Origin of the sequence: Neptuniibacter sp. QD29_5, from assembly GCF_047778125.1 — a bacterium.
In the GTDB taxonomy this organism is placed as follows: Bacteria; Pseudomonadota; Gammaproteobacteria; order Pseudomonadales; family Balneatricaceae; genus Neptuniibacter.
Genome location: NZ_CP180556.1, coordinates 1,517,828 through 1,533,213 on the forward strand (window position 1 = coordinate 1,517,828; position 15,386 = coordinate 1,533,213).

Here is a 15,386-nt window from a genome sequence, read left to right on the forward strand (position 1 = left end):
TTTATGAAAAGAACGATCTCTTCGCTGTTGCTAAGCATTGGGTTGATGAGTCATTCAGCCATCGCAGCTGATAGCCATCAAATTGAATTAACCGTGCCACAAATTACCACGGCTAAATACCAGCGTCCATTTGTTGCCGTATGGGTAGAACAAAAAGGCCAGCGTAAAGCGGTAAGCACTGTCACCGTTTGGTTTGACGATAAAAAATGGCTTAAAGATATCCGTCGCTGGTGGCGTAAAGCAGGCCGATATGGCCAAGCGGTTGATGGTGTTACCGGAGCAACCCGTGCACCCGGTGACTACACGCTGACATGGGATGGTACCGATAACCAAGGTAAAGCACTTCCAGCAGGCGAATACACTCTGTATCTAGAAGCAGTTCGTGAACACGGTGATCGTACGCTTCTTAAACAGAAGGTTTCTTTAGGTAAAGGACAACGGGTTTATAAACTGGATGCCGGTGCAGAGCTAGGGCCAGTTAGTATCAGTATTGGAGAAAGTAAATAATGATGATCAAGCAACTAGGCCGTACGTTTAAGGGATGTTTATTAGCAGGTGCATTGGGTGTTTCTGCTACAGCGCAGGCGCATCCGTTATGGATCTTGCCAAGTGAGTTTTCGGTATCAACGGAAGAGGGGCAGGGTGAATGGATCACTGCTGATGTAAGTGCCTCTCATAGTGTTTTTGGTTTTGATAAAGGTGTACCGCTAGATCACTTCCTAGTTTTTTCTCCTGATGGCGATCGCAATACACTAGGCAGTTATTTTAAAGGTCATCGTCGTAGCGTATTTGATCTGTATATCGATCAGCCGGGTACTTATAAAATCGAAGGTAAGCGCCTGCCTTACTACTTCACTAGCTATAAATCGGGTAAACGCGACACCCCTAAGCGCATGATGGCGGATAAGATCGAAGCTAAAGAGCGCCTACCTAAAAATGCCCGCGATGTTTCTACCTTATTGATCGATATGGTAACTGCAACATACATTACCAATAACGCGCCGACAGACCTTGTGACTGAGGTTAAAGGCAAAGGTTTGGAGATGCAGTTAGATACACATCCAAACGATATTGTTGTGGGCGAAGAAGTTGAATTCACCATGCTATTGGATGGTAAACCTGTGGCGGGTGTTGATGTTGAAGTGACACCTGCTGGAACTAAGTACCGCAGCGAACGTGGTGCTATCCCAGTTACTACCGCTGAAGATGGCAAAATCATCTTCACACCAGAGCAAGCGGGCCCATGGTTAGTTGGTGCTGATCTAAAAAGTCCAATTAAGAGTGATCTGGCTGACTACCAGTATGCGATCCGTTTCGTAAGTTTTGAGGTTTTACCTGAGTAATGCTTAAAGCAATAAAACACGGATTAATAGGGATATTAATGAGCGCAAGTGCATCTGCACTTGCGCATTACCCGGTTATGACTTGCGAGCAAGAATCAGCTGAAATTCTATGTCATGTCGGTTTTAGTGATGGCACTAAGGCGGTGGGTAAGCCAGTTAAGCTCTATGACTATGATGAGACCTTACTGGTGTCTAAAAAAGCCGATAAGTACTCTCAAGTTCGCTTCCAGCAGCCTGAAGGTGAGTTCTATATTCAGTTCGATTCGGGGCATGAATTCCCCGTAGAGGTTGATTATGGCGAGCTTTAAAACCTCAGCACTGCAAGAGGGCGGAATGGTTGAGGTTGTCAGGCCCGATAATGGTCGTGTTGAAAGTTACTGGCTGCTCGGCAGTATCGTGATCATCCTTTCTATCGCTAGCTATGTTTTGCAGAATAATCAGGCTCCGAGTTTAGCACCGCAAAAACATCTTGAACTTGATGTTGAAGGCAAAGCGGTTTTGACCGCTCTAAGAAATGCTGCCGATGAGATTATGTTTCTATCCGATGATGGCAGTCTGCCAACTGTTTCAGAGCTGATTGAACAAGAACTGCCACCGTTTGCTGACAGTAACGGTACTTTCGTTGCCTACACGTGGAATCTTCTTGATTCTATTTGTTATTTCGGTCGCTCCTCCAAAGAAGGTTCCCGCGAGTTTGTCTTGAAAATACACAATGATCATTCCGAGATCTATTGGCGAAAAACAGCAACAAACACTCCAAATTGCGATCAGTTAACACACTGGGAAACGGCTTCCACTCATGATTAAGCGTTTAATTACATTTTCTTTATTTTTGTTTCCCAGTGCGTTGATGGCGGAGCCATTGAAGGTTGGTATCACGCTGCACCCTTATTACGCTTACGTTTCTAACATCGTTAAGGATAGAGCGGAAATAGTGCCTTTAGTTGATGCGGGTTTTAACCCTCATAGTTATGAGCTTCAACCAGCGGACCTTAAACGTTTAATGACAATGGACGCTCTAGTGGTGAATGGCATTGGTCATGATGAGTTTGCGTTTAGAGCACTTGAAGCGTTCGAAGCTCAAAACGGTAAGCAGCGTAAAAAGATTAAGGTGATTCTGGCTAATCAGGATGTACCTCTATTAGCTGCCGAAAATACTGTAGGTGCTTGGAACCCTCACACTTTTGTGTCGATAAGTGCGGCTATCCGTCAGGTCTATACCATTGCTAAAAACCTTGGTGAATTGGATCCAGACAATGCCACGTTCTATAAGAAAAATGCGGTGCAATATGCGCGCAAACTTAGAAAACTTAAGAACCAATATACTGAAGCGCTGAACGGCTTGGATTTGAGTGGAATTCGCATTGCGAGTACTCATAACGCATATGGGTACTTTTTGCAGGAATTTGGTATTGGCATAGACACAGTGATCGAGCCAGCCCATGGGGTAGAGCCAAGTGCGAGTCAGCTACAAGGCACAATCGACCGTATCCGCGATGCCCAAGTACAAGTGCTCTTTACCGAGCTAAGCATGGATTATCGCTATGTTGAAACGGTAGAAAAGGCAACGGGGATAGGTCTGTACCATTTCTCACATCTGACATTCGGCGAGTACGATGCTGAACTTGTTTATCGTGAGATGGAACACAACTTAAAAACTTTAGTTGAGGCGCTTAAAAGTGCATTAGCCGATGAAGGAACCGCATAATGGGCCCTTCAATCAAATTAGATAATGTAAGCCTGAGTATTGCAGGTAATCAGATTTTATCGCCTATCACAGCTGAATTATTTGCTGGCAAAATGCATCTGCTGGTTGGCCCTAACGGTGCAGGTAAAACCTCGTTGCTAAAATCCATGTTAGGTTTAACTCCCCATCAAGGCGAAATAAAACGCGCTTGGATGAATAAAGCGCAAAGGCCTGCCTATATCCCGCAACAGCCGCGATTTGACCAAGTCTTACCTGTAACAATTTCAGACTTCCTCAGTGCCGGTTTAAGCCGCAAACCGGTGTTCTTTCGTCGACGTACAGAGAATCAAGATACTGTTTTGGAATTATTAGAAACCGTTGGCTTACAGGGCAAAGCAGAACTACAGCTTGGACAGTTATCCGGTGGTGAAAGGCAGCGTTTGATGTTTGCGCAAGCACTGAGTCGCTCCTCAGATCTGTGGTTCTTGGATGAACCAATGACGGGTCTGGACGCAGAAGGCCAAGCATTGATTACAGATCTGATGCTCAATCTTCGAGAGCAAGGTAAAACCTTGGTGGTAGTTCATCATGATATGAAATTTGTCCGAGAGCATGCCGATAACGTGTTGCTTATCAATGGTGGCTTAGTTGGTATGGGACTTCCAAGTGAGGTTGATCTTGGCATCGTTGGGGCTTCGTTTGATTCATCCTCAAAAAGAGAGATGGAGGCGGTAGCCTGATGGAAGCACTACGAAATTGGGCCTTTGAAATGCAGGCTCAAGGAACGTTGCCTAGCATTTTTGAATATGGCTTTTTGATCAATGCCTTAGTAGCTGCACTTATTATTGGCCCTCTTCTTGGGGGCATGGGCAGCTTGGTAGTGATCAAACGCCTCGCTTTCTTCTCTGAAGCAGTAGGTCACGCAGCTTTAACAGGTATCGCGATTGGTATCTTGTTAGGCGAGCCTGCAGCGCATCCTTATGCGTCTCTATTCAGCTTCTGCTTGATCTTTGCTCTGTTACTTCATTGGATTAAAAGCCGTACACAGGTGCCGTACGATGCGTTAGTTGGGGTCTTTCTTGCTGTAGCTATCGCAATGGGCGCTGCCTTGCTGCTTTATGTGGCGCGTAAGGTGAATGTTCATATTCTTGAGAACGTGTTGTTCGGCTCGATACTGACCGTACAGGATCAGGACTTATTCATACTCGCGGTGATTGGTGCAATCTGTCTATTACTAACGGTTTGTTTCGGTAATCAGGCTTTGCTTGCTTCGTTGAACCCAGAGCTGGCGCAAGTGAACGGTATCAACACGCGTTTGTTCGATTACGCATTTGTTGTGCTAATCGCTCTAATTACCGTTGCGGCTGTCAAAATTGCCGGAGCTATTCTTGTAGGGGCAATGTTGTTAATCCCAGCGACAACCGCTCGTTTAATTACCCGAAATATCAGACAGTTTTTCTGGACCAATATCTTGCTTTCAACCATCTGTTGCTTGGCCGGAATCATCTTACCTATGGCCTTAGAGCTACCCGTACCATCCGGGGCGGCCATTGTGTTATTGGCCAGTTTGGGGTTTGTGTTAGCTGTTATTACCAATCGTATTCGTAGTTTTGCTTAGAGTTCCTGTTATGAAAATTAAGCTGATTTTGGTCGCTTTAATGCTGACGTTGTCGGGTTATTCTGCCGCGGCAAATAAGGCAGAGTCTCAACGTGTTGCGTCGGCAATGCCTATCATCCATGCCATTAACCAAGCCCTGCTTGAGGGCACGGATATCCAGGCGGTATATCTGCCACCAAAACGTTTACCGGTGTCCCGAATTAACAACTGGTTGAAACATAAAAGTGGCGCGGCTATCTCAAAACAAGGTGCTGTAACTGCTGTGGTATCAATTGAGTCAATTTGGCCGGAATACGCTTTGTTTAAGCATCTAAGATCGACAAATGTTCGTGTTATCAATGTAGATGCGGCGCAAGAGATTCTGCCAGGTGGGGCTCAAGTAAGTTTAAGTGCTCAAGATCTAGAACAGAGTACGTACTTTTGGTTAGCGCCTGATAATCTTCGTGTAATGAGTCAGATCGTTGCGCGTGAATTTCAGCGTATCTGGCCGGAGCATGCACCGACTATTCGTTCAAACCAAATGGCACTGCAAAAACAGATCAGTGATTATGCTCTTAAGTTAGATGAGACACTCCTGGAGCATGATGTTGTCGCTGTTTGCCTCGATAACCCTAAACTTCAACCGCTAGCGCAAGCCACTTACTTGCCAGTGGAAGAGGAGTGTAGCGAGGCATTGCAGATCAAATCTAAGAGTAAAAAACTCGAGCCACAATCGGGTTTATGGCTGGTGGATACAGCGATCAAACCACTGAAAACGGATCTTGCACAGTGGCTATCAAATAATCTTAATCAGCTTGATCAAGCGCTTCAGCATTAATAATTGTATTGTTCTAAATTTGAACAATTGAAATTGCTCTTCTACGTTTACTGAATATAGCGATAGCACTAAATGCTGCTAAGGACGGCGGAATATTCAGTAGAGGAGCATAACGATGTCTCATTCACCCGTTCATAGGGCAGCAGATGCCCCAGTCAAAATTCACTTAGAAGCGGGGCAGACTTATGCGTGGTGTGCTTGTGGTCGCTCGGGTGATCAACCGTTTTGTGATGGCTCTCATCAAGGCACAGGAATAGATCCCGTCGTCTTTGAAGCCGAAGAGGATGGTGAGGTTTGGCTTTGTATGTGCAAGCAAACAAAAACACAGCCACTCTGCGACGGTAGCCATAAAAACAAACCTGAAAAATAATAGCTTGTGGTAAGATAGCGCGCTTTCAAACCAGTGGAGAAAGCGTGTGACACAGTACGATGTAGTAATTATCGGAGCCGGAGCTTCAGGCCTGATGTGTGCCGCTACTGCTGGTTATCGAGGACGTTCTGTTCTTGTTATCGAACACACTAAAAAAGTTGGCCGAAAAATCCTAATGTCCGGCGGTGGACGTTGTAACTTCACCAATATTCATAACGGTCCCGCTAACTTCCTTTCGCAGAATCCTCATTTTTGTAAATCTGCTCTCAGTCGTTATAAAGCGCAGGACTTTATCGATCTGGTTGATCGTCATGGTGTGGAATATCACGAAAAAACACTCGGCCAATTGTTCTGTAATGAATCCAGTAAAGAGATTCTTCGGGTTTTAATGACCGAATCAGAATGGGCGGGTAATGAGATCCGTACCGAGCTGAGCGTCAATGGTATCGAGCCGCAGGAAGAGGGTTACTTACTGCAAACATCATCTGGTCCGATCAAAGCTGAATCTGTCGTTATTGCGACTGGAGGTTTATCGATTCCCAATGGCGGAGCTACCAGCTTTGCTTACGATATCGCTGAGCAGTACGATCTAAAAGTACTACCTAAAACAGCAGCGTTAGTGCCTTTTACCCTACAGCCAAAAGAGAAAGAGGTACTTAAAGAACTCTCGGGTGTATCTCACAAGGTAAAAGCGACTATCGGTAAAACCAGCTTTATCGAAAGTATGCTCTTTACCCACCGTGGCTTAAGTGGTCCTGCTATTTTGCAGATCTCCTCCTACTGGCAACCTGGTGGCGAAGTTGAGATAGACCTGTTCCCAGAGTTTGATCTGCTTACATGGTTAAAAGAGCAACGCGAAGCGCGTCCAAAAGCGGAAATCACCACCATCATGGCGCAGCAGATGAGTAAGCGTATGGCACAGATTCTCTGCCAGCTATTCGGCTTTAGCGGCATTATGGGTAACCAATCCAATAAAGATCTGGATGCGATCAACAGCGCTTTCCGTGAGTGGAAGATCAAACCTTCAGGTACTGAAGGTTATCGTACAGCGGAAGTGACACTAGGTGGTATCGATACCAATGAAATTAACCAGAAAACCATGGAAGCTAAAAAAGCACCGGGCCTATTCTTTATTGGTGAGTGTCTCGATGTAACCGGTCATCTGGGCGGTCATAACTTCCAGTGGGCGTGGGCATCTGGATTTGCAGCAGGGCAGGTTGTTTAAATCTATCTGAGATATGCAAGCGATTATAATGTCGGAAGCTGGTGTCATATACCAGCTTTAGTCATTGATCCTTGTCCCTATTAAACTTTATTCAATTTCCGCAACGTTGTTCATAGGCTCTTCGGATTTCAGATCAATCTCGCCAGTTAATTTTAAAATCTCTACACGGGTTAAATCCCGCATCTTGATGGCGCTTTGCCATGGAGAGACCCCTTCTTCTGGTGGTTCATAGATCGGCTTACCAATGGAGATAATGATATGCCCCCGTCTTGGGAACCAACTATCTGCGCGGAGTATATTTCGGCTTCCCCTTATTCCTATGGGTATAACGGGAAGCTTCTTCTGGCACGCAGTAATAAATGCTCCTAGGTGGAAGGAGCGCAGACCGGGAACACGGGAAAATGTACCCTCAGGGAAAAAGAACAAAGAGCGTTTTTCTATTGTGTCTTCCGAAAGCCTCGTGATATCCGCATATCCCTGTTCGGCGTTAAAGCGTTCTACAAACTCTACTCCGATCTTGTTAAGCAAAAAGGCCACCAGCTTATTGCTTTTTAATTCTGCTTTAGCCACAAAACGGACAGCTCTGGGCAGAAAACCAAGTATGAGATAGCCATCTAGATAACTGGCATGATTTGCTACAAAGACAGAAGGCTGCCCTTTAGCCGGTAGATTCTCCAGACCTTCTACCTTAACTTTGATGGCTGTCAGCATGCACATAAGTCGTATACAAAGGCTGAGTGCGTCCCAGCGAAGGTCCAGTTTTGAAAACAAAAGGGCGATGGGAGTGAACACTAATGCCAATGTAGTGAACACCAGCCAGCAGTAGCCAGCAAATGCATAATCCAGAACGTCTAAAAAGAAGCGTGTTAACTTACCGCGGATGGATGCCAGTCCGATCTTCAGCCATTGCAGCCGGATATTGCCAGTTCTTTTGCCTAACTGGTTTGATTCATATAGCGTTTTGCAGGCTGCGCGGCGTACCTTGCCGCTGGATGTTTTTAATATTTGATTTGGGGCGACTAAGCAGATTTCATCTGCAGGCAAACCTAGCAGATCTAAAGAGGCTTGATTGATTTTTGCCCTGATAGCATTTAGTGCGTCTGCAGCCTTTAAGCGTGTTTCAGCAACGATAATCAATCGCTCAGTACCAAATTCTTCACTCTGACTACCAAATGCGACCACCCCTCCTTTTCGCACCCCTTCTAGTTCTGAAACCACGTTCTCCAATTCCGATGGGTGGATGTTTCGGCCGGCCAGAATTATTAGATCTTTTTGCCTACCGGTAATGTAGAGCTCTCCGTCAACGATATATCCAAGATCTCCAGTTTCCAGCCAGTCTCCTTTAAATAAACCGGCTGTTTTTTCTGGGTTTCGATAATATCCAGAAGTTGCTGATGGCCCTTTAAATTGTACATGCCCCTCTTGCCGATCTGGTAATTCCCGATTGCGACTGTCTGCAACCCTAAGTTGGTGGCCAGGGATAACTAGGCCGCAGTTAACTATGGATATTGCTGATGGATCTGTTGAAGAAACGGGGTCTGCGTACCCTGTTAAGCTAAAGCGATCACGATTGATGCAGTCGAGTTTTGCCCCGCGTGCCAGTGGCGGAAAAGCCAGTCCAACACTGTTTTCAGCTAATCCATAAACAGGCATCATCGAACGGGCAGAAAAACCAAGGCAGGAAAAACGGTGACAAAATGCCTCAAGAGTCTGAGGGCTCACGGCTTCTGCGCCATTAAACGCGCAACGCCAACTGGATAGATCCAGATGTTGGTAGTCCTTGGGGTCAACTAGTCTACTGCAGTGCTCATAACCAAAATTTGGTGAGGCTGACAGAGTGCCGTGATAACGGTGAATCGCCTCCAGCCATCGTTGCGGGCGAGCAATAAAACTTAATGGTGACATTATCACTAGGTGAGCGGAATGGTAGAGGCTGGCAAACCAAGCTCCTATTAGGCCCATATCATGGTAAAGGGGGAGCCAACTGACAAATACATCATTGGCATTAGCCTGTACCGTTTCGCCCATTGCTCGGACATTCGCGAGAAGGTTGGCGTGGGTCAGGATTACGCCTTTCGGGGTGCCGGTGCTGCCGGAAGTGTACTGTAAGAAAGCAATATCCCGTGGGTGTATTTTTGGTAAGGTAAGTTCTTCTAAATGCTGCTGCATATTTTCAGGAGTGACCAAATGGTTTAGCGACGTCACCTGATTGCGTAAAAGACCTGCAAAAGGGAGCGCATCTTCAGGTGTAATCATTATCTCTGCACCACTGTTCCGAACAATACTGGCATGTCGGTTAAGGTGCTCTTCAATCTGACTTTTACGCCCCGGTGGGTAAATAGGACAGGGAATTCCCGCCGCATAGAGGATGCCAAAGAAACAGTAGAAGTACTCGGCGCCAGTTGGCAACATTAATACAACGGGTGCCTGTGGTTGAAGCCCAAGTGCTTGTAAGCCTGCTGCAACTTTCAACGCTTCTGTTTTTAATTGTTTGTAGCTAATTGTCAGCCCTTCACCTTCTGGATCGTACAAGGTGATATGAACTTGGTCAGGGTGATGCTGATTTTGCCACTCCAACACATCTAGCAGGGTTTCTGCCAGCTCTGGGGCTATGCTGGTATCCTTCAGCTCTAGTTGTACTTGCTCTAGTTCGGGTAGAGCGCAATTCATAGTTCGAGCCTGAGAGTTTAAAATAGCGTTAAACAGGTCTCGTGGAGTATCCGCTCTATTAAGAAGGGGTTCGGGTAGAGCAACCCTAAACTTTTGTTCCAGTCGAAGTAAAAGTTCTACCTTTCCAAGACTATCGAAAGAGAAATCTCGATCTAGAGAACTATCCAAATTTAATGTTTTGGAAAAATGCTGATTTGGATGTAATTCAGCCGCAACCTGTTTCACCAGATGCAAAACATGGAGTGCACTTTCCTGAGAGGTAGGCATTGGGTCAGTGGACAAAACGTTTGCCTGCAGCCAGGGGCCTGTAATTTATCGAGGCTAATTTTGCTAAGAACACGATTAAATAAACGGGGGGCGGGTTCACGTTTTGCTCCGTTCATACAGATAAGCCAGCATGGATTCAAAAGTTAATATTTTGGTCAAGTCGGAGTCAGGAATCTGAAAACCTAACTTGTTACCCAGTGCTACGCATAAGCGCATGAAATCCATTGAATCCAGATCCAGTTCTTCGCGCATATCATCTTCCTGATCCAGTAGATCTAGATCTGCTTCTGGCGCAAGTTCAAGAATCTCTTCCTGCAGAATTGTTTTTATCTGTTCTGTATTCATAGGCTCTCCGGTTTTTGTAATAGCTTGCCCAGTTGGTTGAGAAAACGAGCACCCTGCCTTCCATCAGTGGCTCTATGATCAGCAGCAAGCGTGGCAGTTACCAAAAGGCGAGGTTTGACCTCAGAGCCCACAACCCAAGGGCGAACAGTCGGCTTACCCATACCAATCAATGCGACTTGTGGTGGGTAGATGATGCCAAACAGCTTTTCTACACCGCGGTCACCCATGCTACTTAAGGTCGCAGTGGCTAAGGTCATCTCAGTTGAACGCAGGCCGCCATTGCGTACCCGGTCACTCAGATCTTTCAGCTGAGACATCATCTCAGCAGGTGCGAGCTGATCCGCGTTGAGGATTGCAGGTGATATAAGCCCACCACTTCGGATAGAGATTCCTGTCGCTAAGTGAACTTCAGATGATTCCGAAAAATGCCCATCTAAATAAAAACCATTAAATTCAGGCAATTTGCGCAGCGCTTTGGCTACAGCACAATGAAACAAAGCATTGAGTAGGACCTGTTGGTCTGGCGGTAGATCACGGTTAAATTCATGTACCCAGTCATCTGCCTGTTGCACATCAATTGTGGTTTCCAGATAGTAATGAGGGATCTCACGTTTGGAACGACTTAGTGCAGCGGTGATGGCCTCGCGCATTGAATCTTTGCTAGGTGAATGTGGTGTGTGATGAGCTTTTTTGATATCCCTAGACAGAATAGCGCCGGCTGGGCCACTACCTTTAACTTCGGTCAGGTTTATCCCTGCATGTTTAGCCAGATGTCGAGCATAGGGTGTTGCTGAATGTCTACTGAGGTTAGCGTTACTAGTGGATGGTTGATGCCCACTAGTATGTGGAACAGGTTGTAAGGGGGTTCGTTCAGTTTTAGTGGGTTTGACAGGATCAGTTACTGCATTAACGTCTATTTTCCCGGTCAGTCGTGCAATCGGAGTCCCTACTTGTACTGTTTGGTCTTCTGCAACTAGTAATTCTTCAACCTGACCATCGGTATAAGCTTCAAAGTCGATAGCACCTTTTTGAGTTTCAATAATGGCGATTACCTGACCCTTATCGATCTTATCTCCTGGTTTAACTCGCCACTCCAAAATCAGGCCTTGATCCATATCTGCGCCAAATGAAGGCATAGTCAGCTCATAAACCGAATTACTCATACTATCCCCGGTAGCTGTCTGACAGCTTCAAGAATATCCTCTACCTGGGGTAGTGCTGCTTGCTCAAGATGTTCCGGGTAGGGGATAGGAACCTCCTGACTGCATACTCGGGTGACTGGAGCATCGAGCTGCCAGAATACCTCCTCCATCAGCAGGGCGCTGATCTCTGCCGCCATCCCGCCAGTTTTCCAGCTTTCATCGATAATAACGGCTCTATGGGTTCGACTCAGACTTTCTAGCAACGTTTTTTTATCCAGCGGACGTAGACATCGAAGGTCGATAACCTCAGCATCAATGCCCTCTTTGAGTAGTGTCTCAGCAGCTTGCTGAGCTTTTGCCAGAGTACCGCCATAGGCAATTAAGCTCAGATCCTTTCCGGTTTTTCTGATTACCGCTTGCTCCATTGGAGGAATCTGCTCGTGAGGCACAAGTTGATCTTCTGTGTTGTATAACATCACATGTTCAAAGATGATGACTGGGTCAGGATCATTCAGTGCCATCTGCAGCATATAGCGGGCATCGCTGACTGTAGCGGGGGTCAGCACTTTTAGTCCGGGTACATGTGCATACCAACATTCCAAACTATGGGAGTGCTGAGCTGCCAGTTGGCGTCCAGCACCGCTGGCCATGCGGACTACCAATGGAACACTGAACTGCCCACCGGACATGTGCCGGATAGTAGCGGCGTTGTTTACGATCTGATCGAGTGCCAACAGACTGAAATTGACTGTCATCACCTCGATAATAGGGCGCATGCCTCCCAATGCTGCGCCAATACCCGCACCGACAAATCCAGATTCGCACAGAGGCGTATCAATTACTCGGTCTTCACCAAATTGATCTATCAGTCCTTTAGAAACTGCGTAACAACCACCGTAGCGACCAACATCTTCGCCCATTAGGAATACGGTAGGATCTTGTTCCATCGCTTCTCGCAGTGCCTCTCGTACCGCCTCACGATAACTCAGGGTCTGAGCAGGTTTAGTCATGATCAACCTCCGTATAAACACCTTGCAGAAGATCTGTGATAGGTTCCCATTCACCCTGATCCGCTTCGCTTACGGCTTGGTCTATTTCTAGGTTTATCTTGTTTTTCAATAGATCGATGTCTTGCTTAGATAAATGATAGTTTTTTTCCATCCAGTCGCTTAGCTGTACCACCGGACCTTTACTGAGCCATTGTTCAACCTCTTCTTTGCAACGGTACAGCTGAGTATCGAACATGGAATGCCCTTTAAACCTATAGCAGCGGCACTCTAAAAACTGTGGTCCCTGACCCTGACGGATAGCCTCCAACGCTTGCTTTGCAGCAACTTCCACATCCACCACGTTCATACCATCAACGCTCTGGGCAGGCATGCCGTAGCTGGCAGCCTTGCGATAAAGCTCTGTTTCAGATTCGGAACGTTCGAGCGCTGTTCCCATTGCATATAAATTGTTTTCGCAAATAAACAGTACAGGCAATTGCCATAGGCACGCTAAATTCAGGCTTTCATGGAACTCACCTTCGGCAACAGCTCCCTCACCAAAAAAGCAGCAGGTAACACTGTCGCGTTGTAGTTTCTTGTCTGCCAGAGCTAATCCCACCGCTAAAGGGAGCCCACCTGCAACGATGGCGTTGCCGCCATAAAAATTCAGCTCATCAGAGAACAGATGCATAGACCCACCACGGCCGCGGCTGCAACCATTGGTTTTGCCGAACATCTCAGCCATCACTGCTGTCATCGACATACCTCGTGCGAGAGCATGGCCATGTTCACGATAGGTACATACCATCCGGTCAGCGTTTTGTAGTGACTGACACACGCCAACGGCTATCGCTTCCTCGCCTATATAAAGATGGAGGAAACCGCGGATTTTCTCTTGGGTATAGAGTTCAGCGCAGCGTTCTTCAAACAGCCTGATACGCAACATCTGGTACAGCAGCTGCGAGAGGTGCTCTTTACCAAGATGGATTTTTTTGTCTGGGGAAGTCATTTCTCATCGCTCTCAAGTGTGGATAGGTCGCCTTCCGGCAGCCCTAACTCTCTAGCTTTTAGCAGACGTCGCATGATCTTACCGCTACGTGTTTTTGGTAAATTCTCTCGAAAGGAAATCTCTTTTGGTGCGACTGCTGCCCCAAGATATTTGCGAGCATGCCCCAACAGCGTTTTCCTCAGAGTTTCATCGGGGAGGTAGCCTGAATTGAGTGCCACGTAGGCTTTTATTATTTCGCCAACAATAGGATCAGGGATACCAATCACTGCAGCTTCAGCGACCGCTGGATGTTCAATCAGTACACTTTCCACTTCGAAGGGGCCAATCAGATGTCCCGCGGTTTTAATCACATCATCACTGCGCCCGACGAACCAGTAATAGTCATCGCTATCCCGTCGAGCCAAATCACCGGAGAGATACCACCCCTCTGAAAAACAGCTTTGGTAGCGATCTGGTTGATTAAGGTAAGCACGAAACATTGAGGTCCAGCCTGCCTTTATTGCTAGCTCGCCGGTGGTTTCCTGATCATTCAATAGCTGGATGCTGTTGTTAGCAGTCCGCTTTATCAGTGCGACTTCAAGTCCGGGGATTGGACGTCCCATCGATCCCGGTTTGATCGGCATAGCAGCATAATTGGAGATGACGATTCCACCTGTTTCGCTCTGCCACCAATTATCATGAAAGGGGATACCGAAAACCTTATTTCCCCAGATGACAGCCTCGGGGTTGAGGGGTTCTCCAACGCTGGCCATAAAGCGCAGTTGGCTGAGATCATACTTGAGCGGTAGCTGATCGCCGGCCTTCATTAGCATGCGTACCGCTGTAGGTGCGGTATACCAAACGCTGACACGCTCTTGCTCTAATAGCTGGTACCAGCGGGCAGGGTCAAATTCTGCTTCGTCAATTACCAGTGTTACGCCATGGCAAAGTGGAGCAATAATGCCGTAGGAAATACCCGTTACCCAGCCGGGATCCGCAGTACACCAATAAATATCTTCAGGGTGCAGATCAAGCGCATAGTAGGCAGAAATAATGTGGTGCCGTACGGCGTTATGAACATGTACGGCTCCCTTGGGTTTGCCAGTAGTGCCGCTGGTGAAGTGCAGTAGGGCCATATCATCTGGCGAGCTTGAGTAAACCGGAAAGTCTGGGTCAGCCTCGGCTAGCAATTTGCTTAGATCATGGCAGCCTTCAGGGGGCTCTCCTTTTATATCCAGTAAGAGTACTTGAGGAGAAGGGGTTAATTCATTGATCCAATGTTGAAGCTTTTTCCGATACAGTCGCTCTGTTGTCACTAATACTGCTGCATCGCCAATCTCCATGCGTGAACGGATAGGTTCAGGTCCAAACGCGGAGAACAGTGGCGCAAAAACAGCACCAAACTTCAAACTGCCCAGTAATGAGATATAAATCTCAGGTGTTCTGCCTGCTAAGCCGAATACCCTGTCTCCCGGTTGAAGCCCAAGTCGCTGAAGTACACAAGCAAAGCGGCTGGTCGCTGCAGCCAGTTCGGCGTAGGTAAAACTCTTCAGTTGGTTTGTTTTGCTATGCCATCTGAGAGCTATTTTATCGGCAAGGCCTTTATCTAGGTGTCGATCCACCGCTTCGTAACAGATGTTAACCGCATTATCTGGTAGACCATCAATTTGGCAGTTGGGTGAATCTGTTAGTTCTGTTGAGTATTCCCGCATATTAGGGGAGGGCACAACATTATCAGTATCCTTATCTATTACTAAACAAGCCATCCTTAACTCCTCGGCAAAAGCGGCTAGTTCATTGCAGTTTTAAGGTCATTTTTAGGATAGTCGATATCCGTCTGGAAATGATGTTTTGTGCTCGAATGTTGAGACGAGTCAATAAATAGGCTTGGTTATTTGAAGAGGGCATCCATTAACTGTTTCCGG

16 protein-coding genes are annotated in these 15,386 nt (G+C 46.8%); 10 read left to right on the plus strand and 6 right to left on the minus strand.

The annotated features are described in order from the left end of the window. The first annotated feature begins 3 nt into the window (after window positions 1–3). The 10 genes from ACMXYR_RS06960 (at window position 4) to ACMXYR_RS07005 (ending at window position 7,060) form a co-directional block, all read left to right on the plus strand. Complete coding sequence (locus ACMXYR_RS06960) at window positions 4–507, plus strand: DUF2271 domain-containing protein (protein WP_415903447.1); 504 nt, start codon at window positions 4–6, stop codon at window positions 505–507. Then, on the plus strand, window positions 507–1,343 hold the full coding sequence (locus tag ACMXYR_RS06965; protein WP_415903448.1) for a DUF4198 domain-containing protein: 837 nt from the start codon (window positions 507–509) through the stop codon (window positions 1,341–1,343). Before ACMXYR_RS06960 ends, ACMXYR_RS06965 begins: the two co-directional genes overlap by 1 nt. Before the next feature lie 38 nt (window positions 1,344–1,381). Further along, entirely contained in the window at window positions 1,382–1,651 is a 270-nt protein-coding gene (locus ACMXYR_RS06970) for a hypothetical protein (RefSeq protein ID WP_415903449.1), read from the plus strand. Beyond that, the gene (locus ACMXYR_RS06975; protein WP_415903450.1) at window positions 1,638–2,150 is read left to right on the plus strand and encodes a DUF6162 family protein; all 513 of its coding nucleotides are present in this window, start codon (window positions 1,638–1,640) and stop codon (window positions 2,148–2,150) included. Before ACMXYR_RS06970 ends, ACMXYR_RS06975 begins: the two co-directional genes overlap by 14 nt. After that, a complete protein-coding gene (locus ACMXYR_RS06980) occupies window positions 2,143–3,051 on the plus strand; it encodes a metal ABC transporter solute-binding protein, Zn/Mn family (protein ID WP_415903451.1) in 909 nt (302 codons plus the stop codon). Before ACMXYR_RS06975 ends, ACMXYR_RS06980 begins: the two co-directional genes overlap by 8 nt. Further along, window positions 3,051–3,770, plus strand: a complete 720-nt coding sequence (locus ACMXYR_RS06985; RefSeq protein ID WP_415903452.1) for a metal ABC transporter ATP-binding protein — start codon at window positions 3,051–3,053, stop codon at window positions 3,768–3,770. The genes ACMXYR_RS06980 and ACMXYR_RS06985 overlap by 1 nt, the downstream gene beginning before the upstream one ends. Further along, window positions 3,770–4,648, plus strand: coding sequence for a metal ABC transporter permease (locus ACMXYR_RS06990; RefSeq protein WP_415903453.1), 879 nt, complete (start codon window positions 3,770–3,772; stop codon window positions 4,646–4,648). The genes ACMXYR_RS06985 and ACMXYR_RS06990 overlap by 1 nt, the downstream gene beginning before the upstream one ends. Window positions 4,649–4,658: 10 nt before the next feature. Next, window positions 4,659–5,465 (plus strand): hypothetical protein, encoded by an 807-nt coding sequence (locus ACMXYR_RS06995; protein ID WP_415903454.1) that lies wholly within the window; start codon window positions 4,659–4,661, stop codon window positions 5,463–5,465. 115 nt (window positions 5,466–5,580) lie between these two features. Next, entirely contained in the window at window positions 5,581–5,835 is a 255-nt protein-coding gene (locus tag ACMXYR_RS07000) for a CDGSH iron-sulfur domain-containing protein (protein ID WP_415884340.1), read from the plus strand. Between the two features lie 94 nt (window positions 5,836–5,929). Then, the gene (locus tag ACMXYR_RS07005; RefSeq protein WP_415884654.1) at window positions 5,930–7,060 is read left to right on the plus strand and encodes an NAD(P)/FAD-dependent oxidoreductase; all 1,131 of its coding nucleotides are present in this window, start codon (window positions 5,930–5,932) and stop codon (window positions 7,058–7,060) included. Window positions 7,061–7,147: 87 nt separating this feature from the next. Here the strand turns inward: ACMXYR_RS07005 and ACMXYR_RS07010 are convergent, their stop codons facing one another. The 6 genes from ACMXYR_RS07010 to acsA form a co-directional block, all read right to left on the minus strand. Next, entirely contained in the window at window positions 7,148–10,012 is a 2,865-nt protein-coding gene (locus ACMXYR_RS07010; RefSeq protein WP_415903455.1) for an AMP-binding protein, read from the minus strand. A gap of 81 nt (window positions 10,013–10,093) precedes the next feature. Beyond that, window positions 10,094–10,342, minus strand: coding sequence for an acyl carrier protein (locus tag ACMXYR_RS07015; RefSeq protein WP_415903456.1), 249 nt, complete (start codon window positions 10,340–10,342; stop codon window positions 10,094–10,096). Further along, window positions 10,339–11,505: a dihydrolipoamide acetyltransferase family protein gene (locus ACMXYR_RS07020; protein WP_415903457.1), complete on the minus strand. Its 1,167-nt coding sequence runs from the start codon at window positions 11,503–11,505 to the stop codon at window positions 10,339–10,341. The genes ACMXYR_RS07015 and ACMXYR_RS07020 overlap by 4 nt, the downstream gene beginning before the upstream one ends. Next, window positions 11,502–12,494 carry an alpha-ketoacid dehydrogenase subunit beta gene (locus ACMXYR_RS07025; RefSeq protein WP_415903458.1) on the minus strand — a complete coding sequence of 331 codons (993 nt, stop codon included), beginning with the start codon at window positions 12,492–12,494 and terminating at the stop codon, window positions 11,502–11,504. Before ACMXYR_RS07025 ends, ACMXYR_RS07020 begins: the two co-directional genes overlap by 4 nt. After that, window positions 12,487–13,482, minus strand: coding sequence for a pyruvate dehydrogenase (acetyl-transferring) E1 component subunit alpha (gene pdhA, locus ACMXYR_RS07030; protein ID WP_415903459.1), 996 nt, complete (start codon window positions 13,480–13,482; stop codon window positions 12,487–12,489). The genes ACMXYR_RS07025 and pdhA overlap by 8 nt, the downstream gene beginning before the upstream one ends. After that, the gene (gene acsA / locus ACMXYR_RS07035) at window positions 13,479–15,227 is read right to left on the minus strand and encodes an acetate--CoA ligase (RefSeq protein WP_415903460.1); all 1,749 of its coding nucleotides are present in this window, start codon (window positions 15,225–15,227) and stop codon (window positions 13,479–13,481) included. Before acsA ends, pdhA begins: the two co-directional genes overlap by 4 nt. Between the last annotated feature and the right edge of the window lie 159 nt (window positions 15,228–15,386).

What these genes read in the sequence shown, in the direction of transcription:
- ACMXYR_RS06960 (WP_415903447.1), top strand. Translation starts at nt 4, where the DNA reads ATGAAAAGAACGATCTCTTCGCTGTTGCTAAGCATTGGGTTGATGAGT.
- ACMXYR_RS06965 (WP_415903448.1), top strand. Translation starts at nt 507, where the DNA reads ATGATGATCAAGCAACTAGGCCGTACGTTTAAGGGATGTTTATTAGCA.
- ACMXYR_RS06970 (WP_415903449.1), top strand. Translation starts at nt 1,382, where the DNA reads ATGAGCGCAAGTGCATCTGCACTTGCGCATTACCCGGTTATGACTTGC.
- ACMXYR_RS06975 (WP_415903450.1), top strand. Translation starts at nt 1,638, where the DNA reads ATGGCGAGCTTTAAAACCTCAGCACTGCAAGAGGGCGGAATGGTTGAG.
- ACMXYR_RS06980 (WP_415903451.1), top strand. Translation starts at nt 2,143, where the DNA reads ATGATTAAGCGTTTAATTACATTTTCTTTATTTTTGTTTCCCAGTGCG.
- ACMXYR_RS06985 (WP_415903452.1), top strand. Translation starts at nt 3,051, where the DNA reads ATGGGCCCTTCAATCAAATTAGATAATGTAAGCCTGAGTATTGCAGGT.
- ACMXYR_RS06990 (WP_415903453.1), top strand. Translation starts at nt 3,770, where the DNA reads ATGGAAGCACTACGAAATTGGGCCTTTGAAATGCAGGCTCAAGGAACG.
- ACMXYR_RS06995 (WP_415903454.1), top strand. Translation starts at nt 4,659, where the DNA reads ATGAAAATTAAGCTGATTTTGGTCGCTTTAATGCTGACGTTGTCGGGT.
- ACMXYR_RS07000 (WP_415884340.1), top strand. Translation starts at nt 5,581, where the DNA reads ATGTCTCATTCACCCGTTCATAGGGCAGCAGATGCCCCAGTCAAAATT.
- ACMXYR_RS07005 (WP_415884654.1), top strand. Translation starts at nt 5,930, where the DNA reads ATGTGTGCCGCTACTGCTGGTTATCGAGGACGTTCTGTTCTTGTTATC.
- ACMXYR_RS07015 (WP_415903456.1), bottom strand. Translation starts at nt 10,342, where the DNA reads ATGAATACAGAACAGATAAAAACAATTCTGCAGGAAGAGATTCTTGAA.
- ACMXYR_RS07020 (WP_415903457.1), bottom strand. Translation starts at nt 11,505, where the DNA reads ATGAGTAATTCGGTTTATGAGCTGACTATGCCTTCATTTGGCGCAGAT.
- ACMXYR_RS07025 (WP_415903458.1), bottom strand. Translation starts at nt 12,494, where the DNA reads ATGACTAAACCTGCTCAGACCCTGAGTTATCGTGAGGCGGTACGAGAG.
- pdhA (WP_415903459.1), bottom strand. Translation starts at nt 13,482, where the DNA reads ATGACTTCCCCAGACAAAAAAATCCATCTTGGTAAAGAGCACCTCTCG.
- acsA (WP_415903460.1), bottom strand. Translation starts at nt 15,227, where the DNA reads ATGGCTTGTTTAGTAATAGATAAGGATACTGATAATGTTGTGCCCTCC.